Source organism: Pseudorhodoplanes sp. (assembly GCA_032027085.1).
GTDB lineage: Bacteria > Pseudomonadota > Alphaproteobacteria > Rhizobiales > Xanthobacteraceae > Pseudorhodoplanes.
In genome coordinates, this window is record JAVSMS010000001.1 from 484,487 (window position 1) to 500,514 (window position 16,028).

Genomic DNA, 16,028 nt, shown 5'->3' on the forward strand with positions numbered 1-16,028 from the left:
ATTCAGACCCGGTGCATCGCCTTGAAGATGTCCTCGCGCTGGATCTCGACCTGCACCGCGAGCGCCTCGCCTTTCTTCTTCAGCCGTTCCGATATCTCCTCGAAAGGCAACGTCGAGGTGTTGAGGTCCACCATCATGATCATGGTGAAGAACTCATCGCGCATGACCGACTGGCTGATGTCCAGGATGTTTACATTGGCGTCCGCCAGCGCATTGGCGATGCCGGCGATGATGCCTACCCGGTCGAGCCCGACAATGGTGACGATCGCCCGTCCGGCGGTCGGTTTCGAGGGGGTCATGTGGGAAGTCTCCAGGGCACGTGAGTCTGGCCGCCTTATAGGAAGCCATGTTGCGCTGCGCAAATAACTATCGCCGTCATCCTGAGACGGCCAAGCGAAGCGAGCCCTCAAGGATGATGGGCCACCGGGCCGTCGCCTCTGGTGGGCCGGGTCACCCGCAGCTTGGGGCCGCCGGGTCTCGGGGTACCCCACACCGGCCACCGCACCCGGCCCCCGCGTCATGTCACGTGGCGGACGCCGCAGGGTAAAATAGGGATATTATCCGTTCGGATTCGCTTCATTAAAATTTGAATCAGACCTGCCGCACCCCACGGCAAGAATGATTCATGCCTGTCCCTTATAAGAAGACTCATCGCGTGCCGGATTTGCGGAGGCGAGGTTTTGTTTTGGAATGCGTGGGTTGCTCATGTCCGATTTTTCGTCCCTGATTCAAGAGCTTGACGACGCAATCGCGTCCGGGGCGCCGAGGAAGAAGCTCAAGCTGCTCACCCTGATCACCGACCTGTTCGTCGCCGGCTCCAGCCGCTATTCCACAGAGCAGGTGTCGTTATTTGACGAGGTGCTGCTGCCGCTTTCGAGCGCGATCGAGGAAAAGGCGCGCGCCAAGCTGTCGCGGCGCCTGGCCGGGATCGACAACGCGCCGGCGCGCGTGGTGCGCTCGCTGGCGTTCGACGATTCCATCGACGTCGCGGGTCCGGTGCTGACCTCATCCAACCAGCTCAACGACTCCGACCTTGTCGCCAATGCCCGCACCAAAAGCCAGGATCATCTGCACGCGATCAGCCAGCGCCGCAGCTTGAGCGAAGCGGTGACCGACGTCCTGGTCGAGCGCGGCGACGCGCGCGTCGTGCACTCGGTGACCCGCAACAGCGGCGCCCGTTTCTCCAGCATCGCCTTCACCAAGCTGGTGGCGCAGGCGGGTCACGACGAGACGCTGGCCGGGCTTGTCGGCGCGCGCCACGACCTTCCCCGTCACCACTTTCTCAAGCTGCTGGAAACCGCGTCCGCTTCCGTGCGCGCCAAGCTGGAAGCCGCCAACCCGCATGCCGCCGAGGCAGTGCGCGACGTGGTGGCGGAAATCGCCGAAAAGATCAGCGGCGAGGTGCGCAACGCCTCGCAGGAACATGCCAGCGCCAAGGCCCAGCTCGGGCGGCTGCGCATCAACCGCAAGATCACCGAATCCGACGTGCACGCCTTTGCCCGGCTGCACAACTTCGAGCGCACTGCGGTCGCTTTCGCGGCGCTCGGCAAATTCCCGATCGAGCTGGTGGAACGCGCCCTGCTCGACGAGCGGCCCGACCTTGCACTGGTGCTGGCGCGCGCCGCCGAATGCTGCTGGTCCACCACCAAGGCGATCCTGCTGATGTCGGCCTCCAACCGCGCGCTGTCGCCGCTCGATCTCGACAAGGCCATGGGCGACTTCGACAAGCTGAAGATCGAGACTGCAAAACAGGCGGTGGACTTCTATCGCTCGCGGCGCGAGCTGCCGGCCGCTGCGGCGTCGACCGCCGCCTGACAAATCCTTCAAATTTTAACGAGGGTTAGGCAAAGACTTTTCACGTCTGCGCTGTATCAAATAACGCATCAGGGCGCGTTATGCGCCGTGCGGGTTGAAACCAAGCATTACGTTTAGACGGGGCTGTCGTCATGTCCGATCATTCGTCGCTGATCCAGGAGCTCGAACACGCCATTTCCTCCGGAACGGCGAAGAAGCGGCAGAAGGCGCTGACGCTGGTCACTGATCTCTTCATGGCCGGCTCCGGCCGCTATACCGACCAACAGCTCGCTCTGTTCGACGATGTTCTGGTCACCCTCGCCTCGTCGATCGAGACCAAGGCGCGTGTGAAACTGTCGAAGCGGCTGGCCAGCGTTTCAGACGCGCCGGTTAGACTCGTCCGTTCGCTCGCTTTCGATGACGTGATCGAAGTGGCGGCGCCGGTGCTGAAATCCTCGCCGCGACTGAGCGACGAAGATCTGGTCGAGACCGCCAAGACCAAAAGCCAGGGCCACCTGCACGCGATCACGCAGCGCGCGCAACTGAGCGAAGCCGTCACCGACGTTCTTGTCGAGCGCGGCGACCGCGAGGTCGTGCATTCGGTGGCGAAAAATTCCGGTGCCCGCTTCTCCGATCAGGGCTTCGGCAAGCTGGTGGCGCGGGCGCGCGGCGATGACACGCTGGCGCGCTATGTCGGCGCCCGCCGCGACATTCCGCGGCACCATTTCCTGAAGCTCCTGGAATCCGCCTCCGCCTCCGTGCGGGCCAAGCTGGAAGCCGCGCATCCGGACGTCGCCGAGGCGATCCGCGAGGTGGTGTCGGAGATTTCCAGCACGATCAGCCGGGAGGTGCGCGCCTCCTCGCGCGAGCATGCCAAGGCCAAGCAGCGCGTGAAGCGGCTGTGCAAGACCAGCCAGTTCGGCGAATCCGACGTGCATGCCTTCGCGCGCGCCAACAATTTTGAGCAGACGGTGGTGGCGCTGTCGATGCTCGGGCCGTTCCCGATCGACCTCGTGGAGCGGGCGCTGCTCGACGAAAGCCCGGACATGGTGCTGATCCTCGCCAAGGCCGCGCGCTGCTACTGGTCGACGACCAAGGCGCTTCTGCAATTGCCGGCGGCCAATCGCGGCATGTCGGCGATGGATCTCGACCATGCGCAGGCGAATTACGAGAAGCTGCAGGTCAACACCGCCAAGCAGGCGCTGGAGTTTTACAGCCTGCGCAGCAAAATGATGGCGGAAAGGGCGCCGTCACTCGCGCCGTCGCTCGTGCAATACGCGGATGCGGGGTGAGCAGAGCGAAATTCTTAGAGCTTCATTTGAAACGTCGTTGCCGGGCTTGTCCCGGCCAAGACGTTCTCAGATGATTGCGTGGCGCACCTTCGCCGACACCCATTCGCTCACCAGCACCGTCGCCAAGATCACAAGCAGGATCAGGCTAACCTGTGACCAGGCGAGCGTGTTGAGCGAGGCTTCCAGATTGAGGCCGATTCCGCCGGCACCGACAAGCCCGACCACGGCGGATTCGCGGATGTTGATGTCCCAGCGGAACACACTGATGCCGGCAAAGGCCGGCAGGATCTGCGGCACGATGCCGTAATTCATCACCTGCGCCGGCGAGGCGCCGGTCGCCTGAATCGCCTCGACCTGACTGTGGTCAATCTCCTCGATCGCCTCATAGACCAGCTTGCCGACAAAGCCGATCGAGCGAAGCGCGATGGCGATGATGCCGGCGAATACGCCCGGGCCAAGGATGGTCACGAGCAGCAGCGCCCAGATCAGCGCGTTGATCGAGCGCGACGACACGATGATCAGGAGGGCAACAGGCCGGATCAGCGTCACGCTCGGTGTTGTGTTGCGGGCGGCGAGAAAGGCGATCGGCACGGCGATGATGATGGCGAGCAGCGTGCCGAGCGTCGCGATCGCGAGCGTATCCCAGAGCGACCGCCACATCTCGCTCATATAGGACCAGCGCGGCGGCACCATGCGGCTGCCGATATCGGCGGCCTGATTTGGCGCATCCCAGACAAAAGCCCAGATCGTGTCCTTGGTCATCACGTTCCAGCAGAACACGAACAGCGCGACCAAGAGCAACCAGCCGAACCAGCGCACGAGGTCCTGCCGCGGCGTGGTGCGGCGCCATTCCGGCTGGCCTTCGGCGGTACGGCTGACCGGCATCACTGGATCCTCTGCCGGATCAGGCTCGAACCGTATTCGCAGAGCATGACGATGACGATGATCAGGATCAGGATGGCGGCGGCGCTGTCGTATTCGTAGCGGTCGAGCGCGGTGTTGAGAGTGGCGCCGATGCCGCCGGCACCGACGATGCCGACCACCGCCGATTCGCGGAAATTGATGTCGAGGCGATAGAGGCTGAGGCCGATCAGGCGCGGCATGACCTGCGGCTGCACGCCGTAATTGATGAGCTGCAGCCAGGAGGCGCCGGCCGCTCGCACCGCTTCCGCCTGCGCGGGGTCGATATCCTCGACGTCTTCGGCCAGGAGCTTCGCCAGAAAGCCTATTGTTGCGAAGGACAAAGTGAGAAAACCGGCCAGCGGCCCGAAGCCGACCATGGCCACGAACAGGATGGCGACGATCACCTCGTGCAGCGCGCGCGAGATCGCGATGATGCCGCGGCAGACCAGGTAGACAGGCGTCGGCGCCAGATTGCGCGCCGCGCCAATCCCGATCGGCACCGAAATCAGGATGCCGACCACGGTCGCAGCGACGGTCATGGTCAGGCTTTCCTGCATGCCGAGCGCAATGTCGCTCCAGCGGTTCACGAAATCCGGCTTGAGAAAGCCAGACAGGAGGCGCCCTGCCCGTGCCATGCCCTCGGCGACGCGCGACCAATTCACCTCGACCGAATTTACAGCCAGCACGAGATAGAGAATGGCGCCGCCATAGATGGCCCAGCGCCATGCGGGATTGGCGATGAACGGCGGCCGGCGCCACGTACTTGGATAAACCCTGCCGGACATCACCGCGTCGGTCATCGCGTCTAGCCCACGGCCGCCAGCGGCGTGCGCGTTCCCACGTCGTGGGAGTCATCGCCGTCCTCGCGCTTGATCGCGCGTGTCCAGTCCTCCTCGCCATAGATGCGGGTGAGCACCTCCGGTGTCAGCCCGTCCGCGGGACCGTCATAGACGATGACGCCGGCGCGCAGGCCGACGATGCGCTTCAAGAACATCTGCGCCAAAGACACGTCGTGGATGTTGACCACGGCCGCGAGTCTGCGCTCGGCGCAGATTTCGCAGATCAGCCGCATGATCTGACGCGACGTCTTTGGATCGAGGCTCGCGGTCGGCTCGTCCACCAGCAGCAGATCCGGATTCTGCTGCAGGGCGCGGGCGATGCCGACGCGCTGGCGCTGGCCGCCGGAGAGCGCGTCGGCGCGTTTGTCGACATGATCCAGGAGGCCGACGCGATCGAGCGTCGCAAAGGCGTTGCGCACATCCTCAGGTGGGAAGCGGCGGAAGAAGCTGCGCCAGAACGGCACATAGCCCAGCCGCCCGGACAGGACATTCTCCATGACCGTCAGCCGCTCGACCAAGGCGTATTCCTGGAAGATCATGCCCATGCGGCGGCGCATGCGCCGCAGATCGTGGCGACCGAGATGGGACACTTCCTCGTCGTTGAGAAGGATCCGGCCCGCGCTCGGCTCCACCAGGCGGTTGATGCAGCGGATCAGGGTGGATTTGCCGGCGCCGGACGGTCCGATCAAGCCGATGATCTCGCCGGAGAGAACATCAAGATCGACACCGCTCAGCGCAACGTCGCCGGTGCGATAACGCTTGCTCAACCCCCTGATCTGCAGCATCGGGCTTCAGCCCTTGCAGTCGTATTTGACACCCATCGCCTTGTCGACCTCGCGCACCGCCTCCCAGTGCTGCTTGTAGGTGATCGGCATGAACTGCTGCATCGGCGGGGTCGTCTTGCCGAATTCCTTCTGCAATTCCGATCCGTCCCACGGGAAGGTGAAGAAGGCTTCCTTCACTTTCGCCGCCAGCTCCGGCTTCAGATTGTAGACATAGCCATAGCCGGTCGTGGGGAAGGTCTTGGACTTGTAGATGGTGACGATCTGCTCCTTCTTCACCACGCCCCGCTCGATGATGCGGTGCATGACCTCGTTGGCGATGGCGGCCGCCGGATAATCCTTGTTGGCGACGCCGATCACAGAATTGTCGTGCTTGCCGGAAAAGACCGGCTCGTAATCCTTGCCTGCCTCGAGCTTGAAATTCTCTCGCAGCAGCGCCGACGGGGCGCGGTAGCCGGAATTCGAGGTCTGCGTCGTGAAGGCCATCTTCTTGCCCTTGATGTCCTCGATCTTCTGCACGCCGCTGCCGGGATAGGTGATGATCTCCATTTCGTAGCCGAAGGCATTGTTCTTCGAGGCCATCAGCGCGATCGGCACGAAGCCGGCGCAGTTCACCGCCAGCGGATTGGAGCCGGTATTGAAACCCGCGACATGCAGGCGGCCGGCGCGCATCGCCTCAAGCTGCGCCGAATTCGACTGCACTGGGAAGAACTGCACCTTCTTGCCGGTCACCTTTTCCATGTGCCGGAGAAAGCCCTCCCAGACCTTGGCGTAGACAGCAGGGTCCTCGACCGGCGTATAGGCGAAGATCAGCGTCGAGGGATCGACCCATTGCTTGGGATCCTTGGGCGCATCAGCGACAAGGTCGCCGTCGGCATCGCTATAGCGGGCATCCAGCGCCGATGCGGGCCGCGGCGCAAGCGCCAGCAGGAGCACCGCGAAAAGGCCGATCAAGCAGTCAAAACGCAGCCGGCGAAGCATTTTCGATCTCCCCATAATCGTTTGTTTGGCGGCATGCCAAAGCATGCGGCCGACGGAAAGCGAGTTCCATCACCACGAATGATAACAGGTTTATGACGGGCGGACAGAGGGCGAAAAAGAGCGAAAAAGCCGCTACGACTTTGCTCGCAGGAAAAAATCCCGCCTGAAAAAGTGAGGCTATGCTGCAGGCGCGTTGTGAACGCGGATACCGACGGCCAGTGTCGAAACCGTATTGCCGCGATTGATCTTGACCTGCACGGTATCAGGGTCGATCACGACATAACGGGCGACAATCCGCAAGATTTCCTCGCGCAGCACCGCAATCAGGTCGCTCTGATGGACCAGGCTGCGCTCGTATTGCAGCAAAATTTGCAGCCGCTCCCGCGCCACCGGCGCCGAGCGGCGGCGCCTGAAGAAGTCTAAAAGCTTCATGCAGCTCTCCGTCCGAAAAGCCGGTCGAGGAATCCCTTTTTCCCGGTGGGCACGATCATCTCGACATTCTCGCCATTGAGGCGCTGCGCCGCATTCCAGTAAGCGCGGCCGGGATCGCTGCTCGGCGCGCTCAGCGTGACCGGCGTGCCGAGATTGGACGCGCGCAGCACCTGCTCGCTTTCCGGAATGATGCCGAGCAGCGGGATCGACAGGATTTCGACGACATCCTCGACACTGAGCATGTCGCCGCGGGCGGCGCGGGCCGGGTCATAGCGGGTGATCAGGAGTTCCTTCTCCACGCGTTCGCCTCGTTCCGCTCTCAGCGTCTTGGAATCCAGCATGCCGATGATGCGATCCGAATCACGCACCGACGATACCTCAGGATTGGTGACGATAATCGCGGCATCTGCGTGGCGCATCGCGAGAATTGCGCCGCGCTCGATGCCGGCCGGGCTGTCGCAGATGACCCAGTCATAGCTCTGGCGCAATTGCTCGATCACGCGGGCGACGCCCTCCTCGGTCAGCGCATCCTTGTCGCGGGTTTGCGAGGCCGGCAGGAGCCACAGGGTTTCGAGACGCTTGTCGCGGATCAGGGCCTGCGGCAGCTTGGCGACGCCCTGGATGACGCTGATCAGGTCATAGACCACGCGCCGCTCCGCCCCCATCACCAGATCGAGGTTGCGCAGGCCGACATCGAAATCGACCACCACGACATTCTGGCCGCCCTGCGCCAGCGCGGCGCCCAGAGCCGCGGTCGTCGTCGTCTTGCCAACGCCGCCCTTGCCGGAGGTCACCACCACGACTTTACCCATGCCACCACCCTCCACGTCTCGCATCTCCCGGGTCTGTTCCTAAGTCCGCGCCGCGATCCTGATCGCCGTTCCCTCCAGCCACACCTGGATCGGCCCGCCATAAAGCGACGCATCGATCTGCTCGGCGGTCAGGAAGTAGCCGTCGATCGCCAGCAATTCCGGTTCCGCCTTGCTGCAAAAGATTCGCGCGCGCGGATTGCCGTTCGCGCCCGCCATCGCCCGACCGCGGATGGCGCCGTAGACATGGATCGACCCACCGGCGACAACCTCGGCGCCGGAGGCGATGGATCCGATGATGGTCACATCGCCATTCGGAAAATCCACCGACTGGCCCGACCGCACCGGCTCATTAAGCAAGAGCGCCGTCGGCGCCGGGTCCGGCAGCGGCACAAAGGGCAACTTGCGCGGCGGCGGCGTGTCGAGTACGTCGTCACTGGCCGGACGGCCACCCTTCAGGAGCGGAGGCAGATCGGGCCCGAGCAGCGCGGCGTCAGCGCCTTCCAGGCCCATGATGCGGATATCCCGCCGCTCCAGCTCCGCCACCAATTTCGCGATGGCTTCGTGTTCGAGCTCGACCGAACCGAGGTCGAGCACCACCGGCCGGCCGACAAAGAAACCCGCCGAATTGCGGATCCAGTTATCGAGCTCCAGCAGCCAGTCGGCGATGTCGCCTTCAGGCGCGAGCGCGAAGGCCATGAAGGAGCGGGCCCTGAACCGCATCGCTCTGCGGGGTCGGACGGCGCTGGACATCGCGGCCATGTCTCCTGTCTCCCTGCGCCCTCGCTTTCGGCAAACGCGCGCACATGCGGCGGCAAGTGATTCGCGCTCCGCATCCACGGGAGTCTAAGCCGACGTAGGCGGATTTTGGGCAGGACGAAGGCGATTATCCCCCGCGAAGGGCGGACGCGCGAACGATTCCATGAATGATGTGTCGCATCTGCGCCAGCTCACACATGGGATGAGCGCGCTTGCATGAGTGTTTACCGCGCGTGAACGCCTGCGATGTTAAGGTGGGTGTTGAAGCCGCGGTGATCCTTTGCACGAAGTTTTTCATTCAGGAGATTCAATCATTGAATCTCCCTGCCAACAACGCGGTGCAAATTCCTTATATCATTCAGCTTTTGATTGCCGCCGAAGGATACGCGCGCCTCAATGAATCTCCGGCTCGGGAATTGCGGCGCCCGCCTGCAGGAAATCAAAATCGCAGCCCTCGTCGGCCTGCCCGATATGCTGCGAGGACATCGCGCCATAGCCGCGCTCGTAACGCGGCGGCGGCGGCGTCCAGACAGCGCGGCGGCGCGCCATCTCCTCTTCGCTGACATGCAGATGGATTGAGCGGGCGGCGACATCGACCTCGATCTCGTCGCCGGTCTGCACAAACGCCAACGGCCCGCCGACATAGCTCTCGGGCGCGACGTGCAGGATGCAGGCGCCGTAGCTCGTTCCGCTCATGCGCGAGTCGGACATCCGCAGCATGTCGCGCACGCCGGCCTTCACCAGCTTCCTCGGGATCGGCAGCATCCCCCATTCCGGCATGCCGGGGCCGCCTTTGGGGCCTGAATTCTTCAGCACCAGCACATGGTCGGGCGTGACGTCGAGATCGTCGCGCTCGACCTCGCGCGCCATGTGGTTGTAATCCTCGAAGGCCAGCACCTTGCCGCGATGCTTGTGGAAGCGCTTCTCGGCGGCCGCCGGCTTCATCACGCAGCCGCGCGGCGCGACATTGCCGGTCAGCACGGCCGTCGCCCCTTCCGCATAGAGCGGATCGGACAGCGGGTGGATCACCTCGGGCAGCCAGGTTCTTGCGCCGGCGATGTTCTCGCCAATGGTCTTGCCGTTGACGGTGAGGCAATCGAGGTCGAGCAGATCACGCATCTCCGCCATGAGCGCGCGCAAGCCGCCGGCGTAATAGAAATCCTCCATCAGGTATTTGCCCGACGGGGTGATATTGGCGATCACCGGCACCTGGCGGGAAATCTCGTCGAAACGCTGCATGCCAAGCGCGATGCCGGCGCGCCGCGCCATCGCCACCACATGGATGATGGCGTTGGTGGAGCCGCCGAGCGCCATGTGCACGCGGATGGCGTTGTCAAAAGCGGCGGGCGTCAGGATTCGCGCCGGCGTCAGGTCTTCCCATACCATTTCAACGATGCGGCGGCCGGCGGCGGCGTTCATGCGGGGGTGACTGGAATCGGCGGCGGGAATGGACGAGGAACCCGGAAGCGCAAGGCCCATCGCCTCCGCAATCGACATCATGGTCGCTGCGGTGCCCATCACCATGCAGGTGCCGAAGGAGCGCGCGATGCCGCCTTCGATCTCGTCCCAGTCGGCCTCGGTAATGTTGCCGGCGCGCTTCTCGTCCCAGTATTTCCAGGCGTCGGAGCCCGACCCGAGCGTCAGCCCGCGCCAATTGCCGCGCAGGGCCGGGCCGGCCGGCACATAGATCGACGGAATCCCCATGCTGACCGCGCCCATGATCAGGGCCGGCGTGGTCTTGTCGCAGCCGCCCATGAGCACGGCGCCGTCGATCGGATAGCTGCGCAGCACCTCCTCGGTCTCCATCGCAAGGAAATTGCGATAGAGCATGGTCGAGGGCTTCACGAACGGCTCGGCGAGCGACATCGCCGGCATCTCGACGGGGAAGCCGCCCGCCTGCAGCACGCCGCGCTTCACGTCCTCCGCCCGCGCGCGCAGATGCGCGTGGCAGGCGTTCATGTCGCTCCAGGTGTTGACGATGGCGATGACCGGCTTGCCCTCCCAGTCGGCCTTGTCGAAGCCGAACTGGCGCAGGCGCGCGCGATGGCCGAAGGAACGCAGGTCGCTGACGCCGAGCCAGCGATGGCTGCGCAGGTCTTGCGGAGACTTGCGTGGGGTCATTTTCAGGAATTCACGTTGTCGGGATGGTCACTTCGCGGTCTGGCGTTTGGCCGGGACGGATGCGCGCGAATGCCGGGTCAGATACTGGCTTCCTGCCGCCACGCCCGCGATCACGACGCCCAGGATATCGCTCATGAAGTCCGGCTTGACCAGAAGCAGCCCCCCGACCACCAGCAGCGCCCGCTCCCACGTCACTGCACGCGCCAGGAAATAGCCGTGCAGTCCGGCGGCGAAGAGCAGGATGCCGAAACTGGCGGCAATGAAACGCCAGATGATCCAGGACCAGTCGCCGATCATCAGCAAGGCCGGCTCATAGACGAACATGAAGGGCACGATGAAGCCGGCGGCGCCGATCTTCACCGCCGCCCAGCCGCTTTTCCAGAGATCGGCCTTGGCAATGCCGGCCGCCGCAAATACCGCGAGCGCCACCGGCGGGGTGATCGCCGACAGCACCGCAAAATAGAAGGCGAACATGTGTGCGGCGGGCTCGACCACGCCGAGCTTGATGATCGCGGGCACCAGCAGGGCCGTCATGATGATGTAGGCGGGCGTCGTCGGCATGCCCATGCCGAGCACGATGCCGGCCATCATGGTGAGCAGGAGCGCCATCAGCAGCGTATCCTTCGACAGGCCTACGACGAATTGCGTGAACACGATGCCGAGGCCGGACAGCGTGACGACGCCGATCACGATGCCGGCACAGGCGCAGGCCAGCGCCACCGGCAGCGCGTTGCGCGCGCCGTCGACGAAGGCCTCGATGATATTCGGCAGGTTGACGTAGTCGCGCGTCGATTTGCGCATGAATGCGACCGGAAAACAGGCCAGCGTTCCGGCGAGCGCCGCCAGCGGCGCGCTGAAGCCGGAATACATCACCGCAAGGATGATCAAGACGGGAATAAAGAGATGACCGCGCACGCGCAGCACCTCGGAGAGGATCGGAAGCTCCGCGCGCGGCAGGCCGATCAGGCCGTGACGCTTGGCCTCGAAATGCACGGCGGCGAAACAGGCGACATAATAGAGAACGGCCGGAATGATCGCCCAGATCACGACCTGGCCATAACCGACGCCGAGAAACTCCGCCATTACGAAGGCGGCGGCGCCCATGATCGGCGGCATGATCTGCCCGCCGGTGGAGGCGGTCGCTTCCACGCCGGCGGCAAAATGCGGCGGGAAGCCGGTGCGCTTCATCAGCGGAATCGAGATCGGCCCGTCCACCATCACGTTGGCGACGGCGCTGCCGGAAATCGTGCCGAACAGACTGGAACTGACCACCGATACCTTGCCGGGCCCTCCGGCGGTGTGACCGGTCAGGCTCATGGCGAAATCCATGAAGAGCTGGCCGGTGCCGGTGCGCTCCATGAAGCTGCCGAACAGTACGAAGATGAGGACGTAGGTCGCCGAGACTGACAGCGGGATGCCGAAGATGCCCTCCGTCGTCATGTAAAGCTGATCCAGCATCTGCATCGGATCGAGGCGCGCGATGAAGAGCCCATAGGCAAGAAACACGATCGCCGTCAGCGGCAATGCCCAGCCGATCACCCGGCGCGTGCCCTCCAGCACGATCAACGTCATGATCGTGCCCATGACCATGTCGGTCGGCGTCAGATCGTCGATATAGAAAATGCGGGTGATGATGTAGTCGTAATTGAAGAACAGATACAGGATCGGCGCGGCGCCGAGCACCAGCAGTGCATAGTCAACGACCGTCGGCGTGCCCGTCGCCTCTCCGGAGCGGCGGTAGATGAGAAAGAGCAGCACCAGCGCGAACAGCAGATGCATTCCGCGAAAGATGATCGCTTCCGGCGCGCCGAAGGCAATCATCCACATGTGATACAGCCCCATCGCGATGGCGATGAGGGTGATCGCCCAGCGCAGGAGAATGCCGTAGCCGAGGTCGATTTTGCGGAGCGCCGACATGTGCATGCAGCACCGGCGCGGAGATCATCCGCGCCGGTCGCCTCCCCTATTTGCTGGAGACCGTAATTCCCGCTTCCTTGTAGTATTTCGCCGCGCCCGGATGGAACGGAACGCCGATGTCCTCAGCCATCTTCTTGGCGTCGAGGCCGGAGATCACCTTCACGATCGACTGCAACTGGCCGACATTCTGCGCGATGACCTTGGTCATCGTGTAAGCGGTCTCGGCCGGAATCTTGCACGACGCCACGATGTGGGTGGCGTAGCCAATGACCTTGATGTCCTTGTCCTGCTTCGGATAGGTGCCTTTCGGCACATTCACCAGCGTGTAGCCGGGGTTGATCTTGCGCATCGCGTCGAGGTTGCCCGACAGATCGAGCAGCTTGATGTCGCGGCCCGCCGCCACGTCCATCACCGCGCCGGCCGGGATCGTCGTGCCAAGTCCGAAAGCCGTCGCGTGGCCGTCCTTCATCTGGTTGACGGAGTCAGTGTACGACACAAAGCTCATCTTCACATCGTTGTAGGTCAATCCGTTCACCTGCAGGATCTGCTGGGTGATCAGTTCGCCGGTATTGCCGCGCTGCTGGGTGGTCACACCCTTGCCCTTGAGGTCCTTGACCGAATTGACACCGGAATCCGCAGGCACGACGAGCTGGTAATATTGCGGATAGAGCGTCGCGATGTTGCAGACATTGTTATGCGGCTTGGTGAAGGGCTTGTTGCCCTTGATGGCGTCGACCGTGGAGATCGAATTGCCGAAACCGATATCGGCCTTGCCCTCCTCCACGCCACGCACATTCGCCATGCCGGCGCCGGGCGTCGCCTGCACGGTCAGTCCTGGAATTGCCTTTTCCCACAGATCCTTGAGTTGCCCGCCGAGCGGAATCCACGACCCGCCCTGCGGACCGGTCATGAATTTCAGTTCTGCAGCGGGGGCCGCCGTGACTGCCAGGGCCAAGGTCACGCCGAGGCCAAACGCTTTCACTTGCATTTTCATGAGCTTCTCTCCCTATGCCCCGGATTCCCGAAAGGCGCTTTTTTTGTCTTAACCGCAACGTTACGGGCGAGGCATCCCGCGCACAAGCATCTCTTTTGTCTTGGTAGCCGCACCCGGGGGCAGGTCCCGTCGTGTTGCGAATCAGAGCAGCGGTACCGTAAAAATGGAGAAATCTTGGCTTCTTGCCGGGTCTTCTTTGGATTCGGCAGGCAGCCGTCCAGTCTTGGACAGAGGCTCTTGAGGCGGACTTGGCGAGGCGGGCCTGGCCTTGCCGGTTCCGCCTTACAAAAAAGGCGCGGCGCCGATGCTGATGCATGCTGGGGAATGCCGCGCCGCGAGGACGGCCCGGTGAAGGATTCCAACCTCAACCTGAACGGGTTGACGTTTCTTGTCGCCGATCCCAGCGCCTATTTCTGCACGGTCATTCACGGCATCCTGCGCAGCTTCGGCGCCAGCAAGGTCTTGGAAACCCGCGACGCGCGCGGCGTGGTGCAAAATCTGACCGAGCATCGCATCGACATCCTGCTGCTTGACGCCAACGTGCCGCCGATGGGCGGGTTGAAGCTGACCAAGACCATCCGCCGCAATGAGGCGAGCGAATACCGCACCGTTCCGATCATGATCCTGACCAGCGACACCCGCGCGACCACGGTGAAAAACGCGCGAGACTCTGGCGCCAACATGGTGGTCGCCAAGCCGCTGTCGCCGTCCAGCCTGTATGATCGCTTGGCGTGGATCGCATTCAATCCGCGCAACTTCATCGACTGCGAGACATATTACGGGCCGGACCGCCGCTTCAAGATCGAGGGCTATCCCGGCGGCGTCGGCCGCCGCAAGGGCGATCTGCCGGTGGAGATCAGCGAGGATACCGGCCCGGCTCTGTCGCAGGACGAGATCGACAACCTGCTGAAATTCACACGCGGATAACAAGAAACTGAAGACATAGATCGACCCATGTCCGAAAAAGAATTCGACGCAAAAGTGTTCCCGGTGGATTCCCGTTTCCAGCAACTGGCGCGGCGGCCGGGCGGAATTCCGCGCGCCCAGGCGATCGAACGCGCGCAGGCGGGCGTCGATGAGATCAAGGCGACGTTCGGCGATTGGTTCGACAAGGAACTGGACGGGATCGTTGTCGCGCTGCCGCACAATGACGCGGGCTACGCGAATCCGGGCGTCTGGCTGGATGTCGTGCTCATGCATTGCCGGCAGTTGCGCGATGTCGGCACGACAATGGGTTACGAGCTCGTCACCTTCATCGCCGGCAATTTCTGCGAAGTGCTGGAGGCGATTAAGGCTGGCGCGGAGCCGAGCCAGGAACTGATCCAGTTGCACGTCGAGGCGCTGCGCATGTCGAAGCAGGCCCGCTACAAAAGCACGACGCCGGCGGATTTCCCGGAATTGAGTTCGGGCCTGCACAAGCTGTTGTCGCTGACCAAGGCCGCGACGGACCCGCAGGGCGAGAGTTAGCGATTTGGTCATTGCGAACGCGGCAATAGCGGCGACCCGCAACCCGCACGAATGCTGCGCGCTTGCCGCTATATTCCGGGATGGCGAATTCGCTTAAAATTCCTGTTCGTCCACGAGTTCGACCGCTGCCGGCTTGCTCTGCAGGCGGCGCAGCAGCCGCTGCCTCATATCCTCGAGCAGAATGCCGCCGATCACATCCTGATCGGTCACGCCGTCCTGCGCGGGCACCGTGCTCGGATCGGTGGCCGCGATATAGCGCATCAGCGCATCGCCGAGCGCGGAGAATTCCTGCTGCAGACGGTCGAAATCCTGCAGCGCCACGATGAGATCAAGGCTCGCCTGTTCGCGTTGCTGAATGACAAGGTCGCTGACACGATTGGCGGTGTCTTCGAAACGCGACACGGTTTCGCGCAGCATGCCCGCCAGCGCCGGCAGAAACGCATTCAGATCGACCGCTGAGGGGTCAGCGCCACTTTGCGTCTTCTCGCCACCCTCATAGAGCGGATCGAGAGGATGCGCGCGAAAACTCGTCACGACAGCTTTCCGATGACCTGTTCGATCTTCTCACGCAGGATGGACGCATTGAACGGCTTGATCAGGTAATTGTTCACGCCGGCCTGCGCCGCCTTGACCACCAGTTCCTTGTCGCCGCGCCCGGTAAGAAGGATGAACGGCAGCTTGCGCACCGCCTGATGCCCGCGCACCGCGCGCAGGAATTCGAGGCCATCCATTTCCGGCATGTTGTAGTCGGAGATGATCAGATCGAGCGGCTGCACCGTCGCCTTCTGAAATCCCTCCTTGCCGTTTTCCGATTCATGAATATGGCGAATGCCGAGTTCCTGCAGCGTCAGGCGCGTCATCTGCCGCACGCTGAACTGATCGTCCACGACAAGTACTTTGAGAGCTGCTGCCAGCGGCATTCTTATCACTCCTGATAG

At 63.1% G+C, this 16,028-nt stretch carries 17 protein-coding genes; 4 read left to right on the forward strand and 13 right to left on the reverse strand.

The window, feature by feature from the left end; genetic code table 11:
• Positions 1–2: 2 nt before the first annotated feature.
• The gene (locus RO009_02370; GenBank protein ID MDT3683872.1) at positions 3–299 is read right to left on the reverse strand and encodes an ACT domain-containing protein; all 297 of its coding nucleotides are present in this window, start codon (positions 297–299) and stop codon (positions 3–5) included.
• A gap of 406 nt (positions 300–705) precedes the next feature.
• On the opposite strand from RO009_02370, the gene RO009_02375 reads away from it, so the two are divergent.
• Together RO009_02375 and RO009_02380 are read left to right on the forward strand one after the other, a co-directional pair.
• Complete coding sequence (locus tag RO009_02375) at positions 706–1,815, forward strand: DUF2336 domain-containing protein (protein MDT3683873.1); 1,110 nt, start codon at positions 706–708, stop codon at positions 1,813–1,815.
• A 131-nt stretch (positions 1,816–1,946) separates the two neighbouring features.
• Complete coding sequence (locus tag RO009_02380) at positions 1,947–3,086, forward strand: DUF2336 domain-containing protein (GenBank protein ID MDT3683874.1); 1,140 nt, start codon at positions 1,947–1,949, stop codon at positions 3,084–3,086.
• 66 nt (positions 3,087–3,152) lie between these two features.
• Here the strand turns inward: RO009_02380 and phnE (RO009_02385) are convergent, their stop codons facing one another.
• From phnE (RO009_02385) to RO009_02430, 10 genes are all read right to left on the reverse strand, one after another.
• Complete coding sequence (gene phnE, locus RO009_02385; protein ID MDT3683875.1) at positions 3,153–3,971, reverse strand: phosphonate ABC transporter, permease protein PhnE; 819 nt, start codon at positions 3,969–3,971, stop codon at positions 3,153–3,155.
• Positions 3,971–4,789, reverse strand: a complete 819-nt coding sequence (gene phnE, locus RO009_02390; protein MDT3683876.1) for a phosphonate ABC transporter, permease protein PhnE — start codon at positions 4,787–4,789, stop codon at positions 3,971–3,973. Before phnE (RO009_02390) ends, phnE (RO009_02385) begins: the two co-directional genes overlap by 1 nt.
• Before the next feature lie 5 nt (positions 4,790–4,794).
• Positions 4,795–5,613, reverse strand: coding sequence for a phosphonate ABC transporter ATP-binding protein (phnC, locus tag RO009_02395; GenBank protein MDT3683877.1), 819 nt, complete (start codon positions 5,611–5,613; stop codon positions 4,795–4,797).
• Positions 5,614–5,619: 6 nt separating this feature from the next.
• Positions 5,620–6,591 (reverse strand): phosphate/phosphite/phosphonate ABC transporter substrate-binding protein, encoded by a 972-nt coding sequence (phnD, locus tag RO009_02400; GenBank protein MDT3683878.1) that lies wholly within the window; start codon positions 6,589–6,591, stop codon positions 5,620–5,622.
• A 177-nt stretch (positions 6,592–6,768) separates the two neighbouring features.
• A complete protein-coding gene (gene minE, locus RO009_02405) occupies positions 6,769–7,023 on the reverse strand; it encodes a cell division topological specificity factor MinE (protein MDT3683879.1) in 255 nt (84 codons plus the stop codon).
• Positions 7,020–7,835, reverse strand: a complete 816-nt coding sequence (gene minD / locus RO009_02410; GenBank protein ID MDT3683880.1) for a septum site-determining protein MinD — start codon at positions 7,833–7,835, stop codon at positions 7,020–7,022. The genes minE and minD overlap by 4 nt, the downstream gene beginning before the upstream one ends.
• Before the next feature lie 39 nt (positions 7,836–7,874).
• On the reverse strand, positions 7,875–8,585 hold the full coding sequence (gene minC / locus RO009_02415; GenBank protein ID MDT3683881.1) for a septum site-determining protein MinC: 711 nt from the start codon (positions 8,583–8,585) through the stop codon (positions 7,875–7,877).
• A 399-nt stretch (positions 8,586–8,984) separates the two neighbouring features.
• Complete coding sequence (araD, locus tag RO009_02420) at positions 8,985–10,712, reverse strand: L-arabinonate dehydratase (GenBank protein ID MDT3683882.1); 1,728 nt, start codon at positions 10,710–10,712, stop codon at positions 8,985–8,987.
• 27 nt (positions 10,713–10,739) lie between these two features.
• Positions 10,740–12,629: a TRAP transporter permease gene (locus RO009_02425; protein MDT3683883.1), complete on the reverse strand. Its 1,890-nt coding sequence runs from the start codon at positions 12,627–12,629 to the stop codon at positions 10,740–10,742.
• A 46-nt stretch (positions 12,630–12,675) separates the two neighbouring features.
• Positions 12,676–13,623, reverse strand: coding sequence for a TAXI family TRAP transporter solute-binding subunit (locus RO009_02430; GenBank protein MDT3683884.1), 948 nt, complete (start codon positions 13,621–13,623; stop codon positions 12,676–12,678).
• A 324-nt stretch (positions 13,624–13,947) separates the two neighbouring features.
• On the opposite strand from RO009_02430, the gene RO009_02435 reads away from it, so the two are divergent.
• Together RO009_02435 and RO009_02440 are read left to right on the forward strand one after the other, a co-directional pair.
• Positions 13,948–14,550, forward strand: a complete 603-nt coding sequence (locus RO009_02435) for a response regulator (GenBank protein MDT3683885.1) — start codon at positions 13,948–13,950, stop codon at positions 14,548–14,550.
• A 27-nt stretch (positions 14,551–14,577) separates the two neighbouring features.
• Positions 14,578–15,090, forward strand: a complete 513-nt coding sequence (locus tag RO009_02440; protein MDT3683886.1) for a hypothetical protein — start codon at positions 14,578–14,580, stop codon at positions 15,088–15,090.
• A gap of 93 nt (positions 15,091–15,183) precedes the next feature.
• On the opposite strand, the gene RO009_02445 is transcribed toward RO009_02440, so the two are convergent.
• Complete coding sequence (locus tag RO009_02445; protein MDT3683887.1) at positions 15,184–15,624, reverse strand: hypothetical protein; 441 nt, start codon at positions 15,622–15,624, stop codon at positions 15,184–15,186.
• On the reverse strand, positions 15,621–16,010 hold the full coding sequence (locus tag RO009_02450) for a response regulator (protein ID MDT3683888.1): 390 nt from the start codon (positions 16,008–16,010) through the stop codon (positions 15,621–15,623). The genes RO009_02445 and RO009_02450 overlap by 4 nt, the downstream gene beginning before the upstream one ends.
• Positions 16,011–16,028: the final 18 nt, after the last annotated feature.

Coding starts and splice junctions, on each gene's coding strand:
- RO009_02370 (MDT3683872.1), bottom strand. CDS start 299: ATGACCCCCTCGAAACCGACCGCCGGACGGGCGATCGTCACCATTGTC.
- RO009_02375 (MDT3683873.1), top strand. CDS start 706: ATGTCCGATTTTTCGTCCCTGATTCAAGAGCTTGACGACGCAATCGCG.
- RO009_02380 (MDT3683874.1), top strand. CDS start 1,947: ATGTCCGATCATTCGTCGCTGATCCAGGAGCTCGAACACGCCATTTCC.
- phnE (MDT3683875.1), bottom strand. CDS start 3,971: ATGCCGGTCAGCCGTACCGCCGAAGGCCAGCCGGAATGGCGCCGCACC.
- phnE (MDT3683876.1), bottom strand. CDS start 4,789: ATGACCGACGCGGTGATGTCCGGCAGGGTTTATCCAAGTACGTGGCGC.
- phnC (MDT3683877.1), bottom strand. CDS start 5,613: ATGCTGCAGATCAGGGGGTTGAGCAAGCGTTATCGCACCGGCGACGTT.
- phnD (MDT3683878.1), bottom strand. CDS start 6,591: ATGCTTCGCCGGCTGCGTTTTGACTGCTTGATCGGCCTTTTCGCGGTG.
- minE (MDT3683879.1), bottom strand. CDS start 7,023: ATGAAGCTTTTAGACTTCTTCAGGCGCCGCCGCTCGGCGCCGGTGGCG.
- minD (MDT3683880.1), bottom strand. CDS start 7,835: ATGGGTAAAGTCGTGGTGGTGACCTCCGGCAAGGGCGGCGTTGGCAAG.
- minC (MDT3683881.1), bottom strand. CDS start 8,585: ATGTCCAGCGCCGTCCGACCCCGCAGAGCGATGCGGTTCAGGGCCCGC.
- araD (MDT3683882.1), bottom strand. CDS start 10,712: ATGACCCCACGCAAGTCTCCGCAAGACCTGCGCAGCCATCGCTGGCTC.
- RO009_02425 (MDT3683883.1), bottom strand. CDS start 12,629: ATGTCGGCGCTCCGCAAAATCGACCTCGGCTACGGCATTCTCCTGCGC.
- RO009_02430 (MDT3683884.1), bottom strand. CDS start 13,623: ATGAAAATGCAAGTGAAAGCGTTTGGCCTCGGCGTGACCTTGGCCCTG.
- RO009_02435 (MDT3683885.1), top strand. CDS start 13,948: ATGCCGCGCCGCGAGGACGGCCCGGTGAAGGATTCCAACCTCAACCTG.
- RO009_02440 (MDT3683886.1), top strand. CDS start 14,578: ATGTCCGAAAAAGAATTCGACGCAAAAGTGTTCCCGGTGGATTCCCGT.
- RO009_02450 (MDT3683888.1), bottom strand. CDS start 16,010: ATGCCGCTGGCAGCAGCTCTCAAAGTACTTGTCGTGGACGATCAGTTC.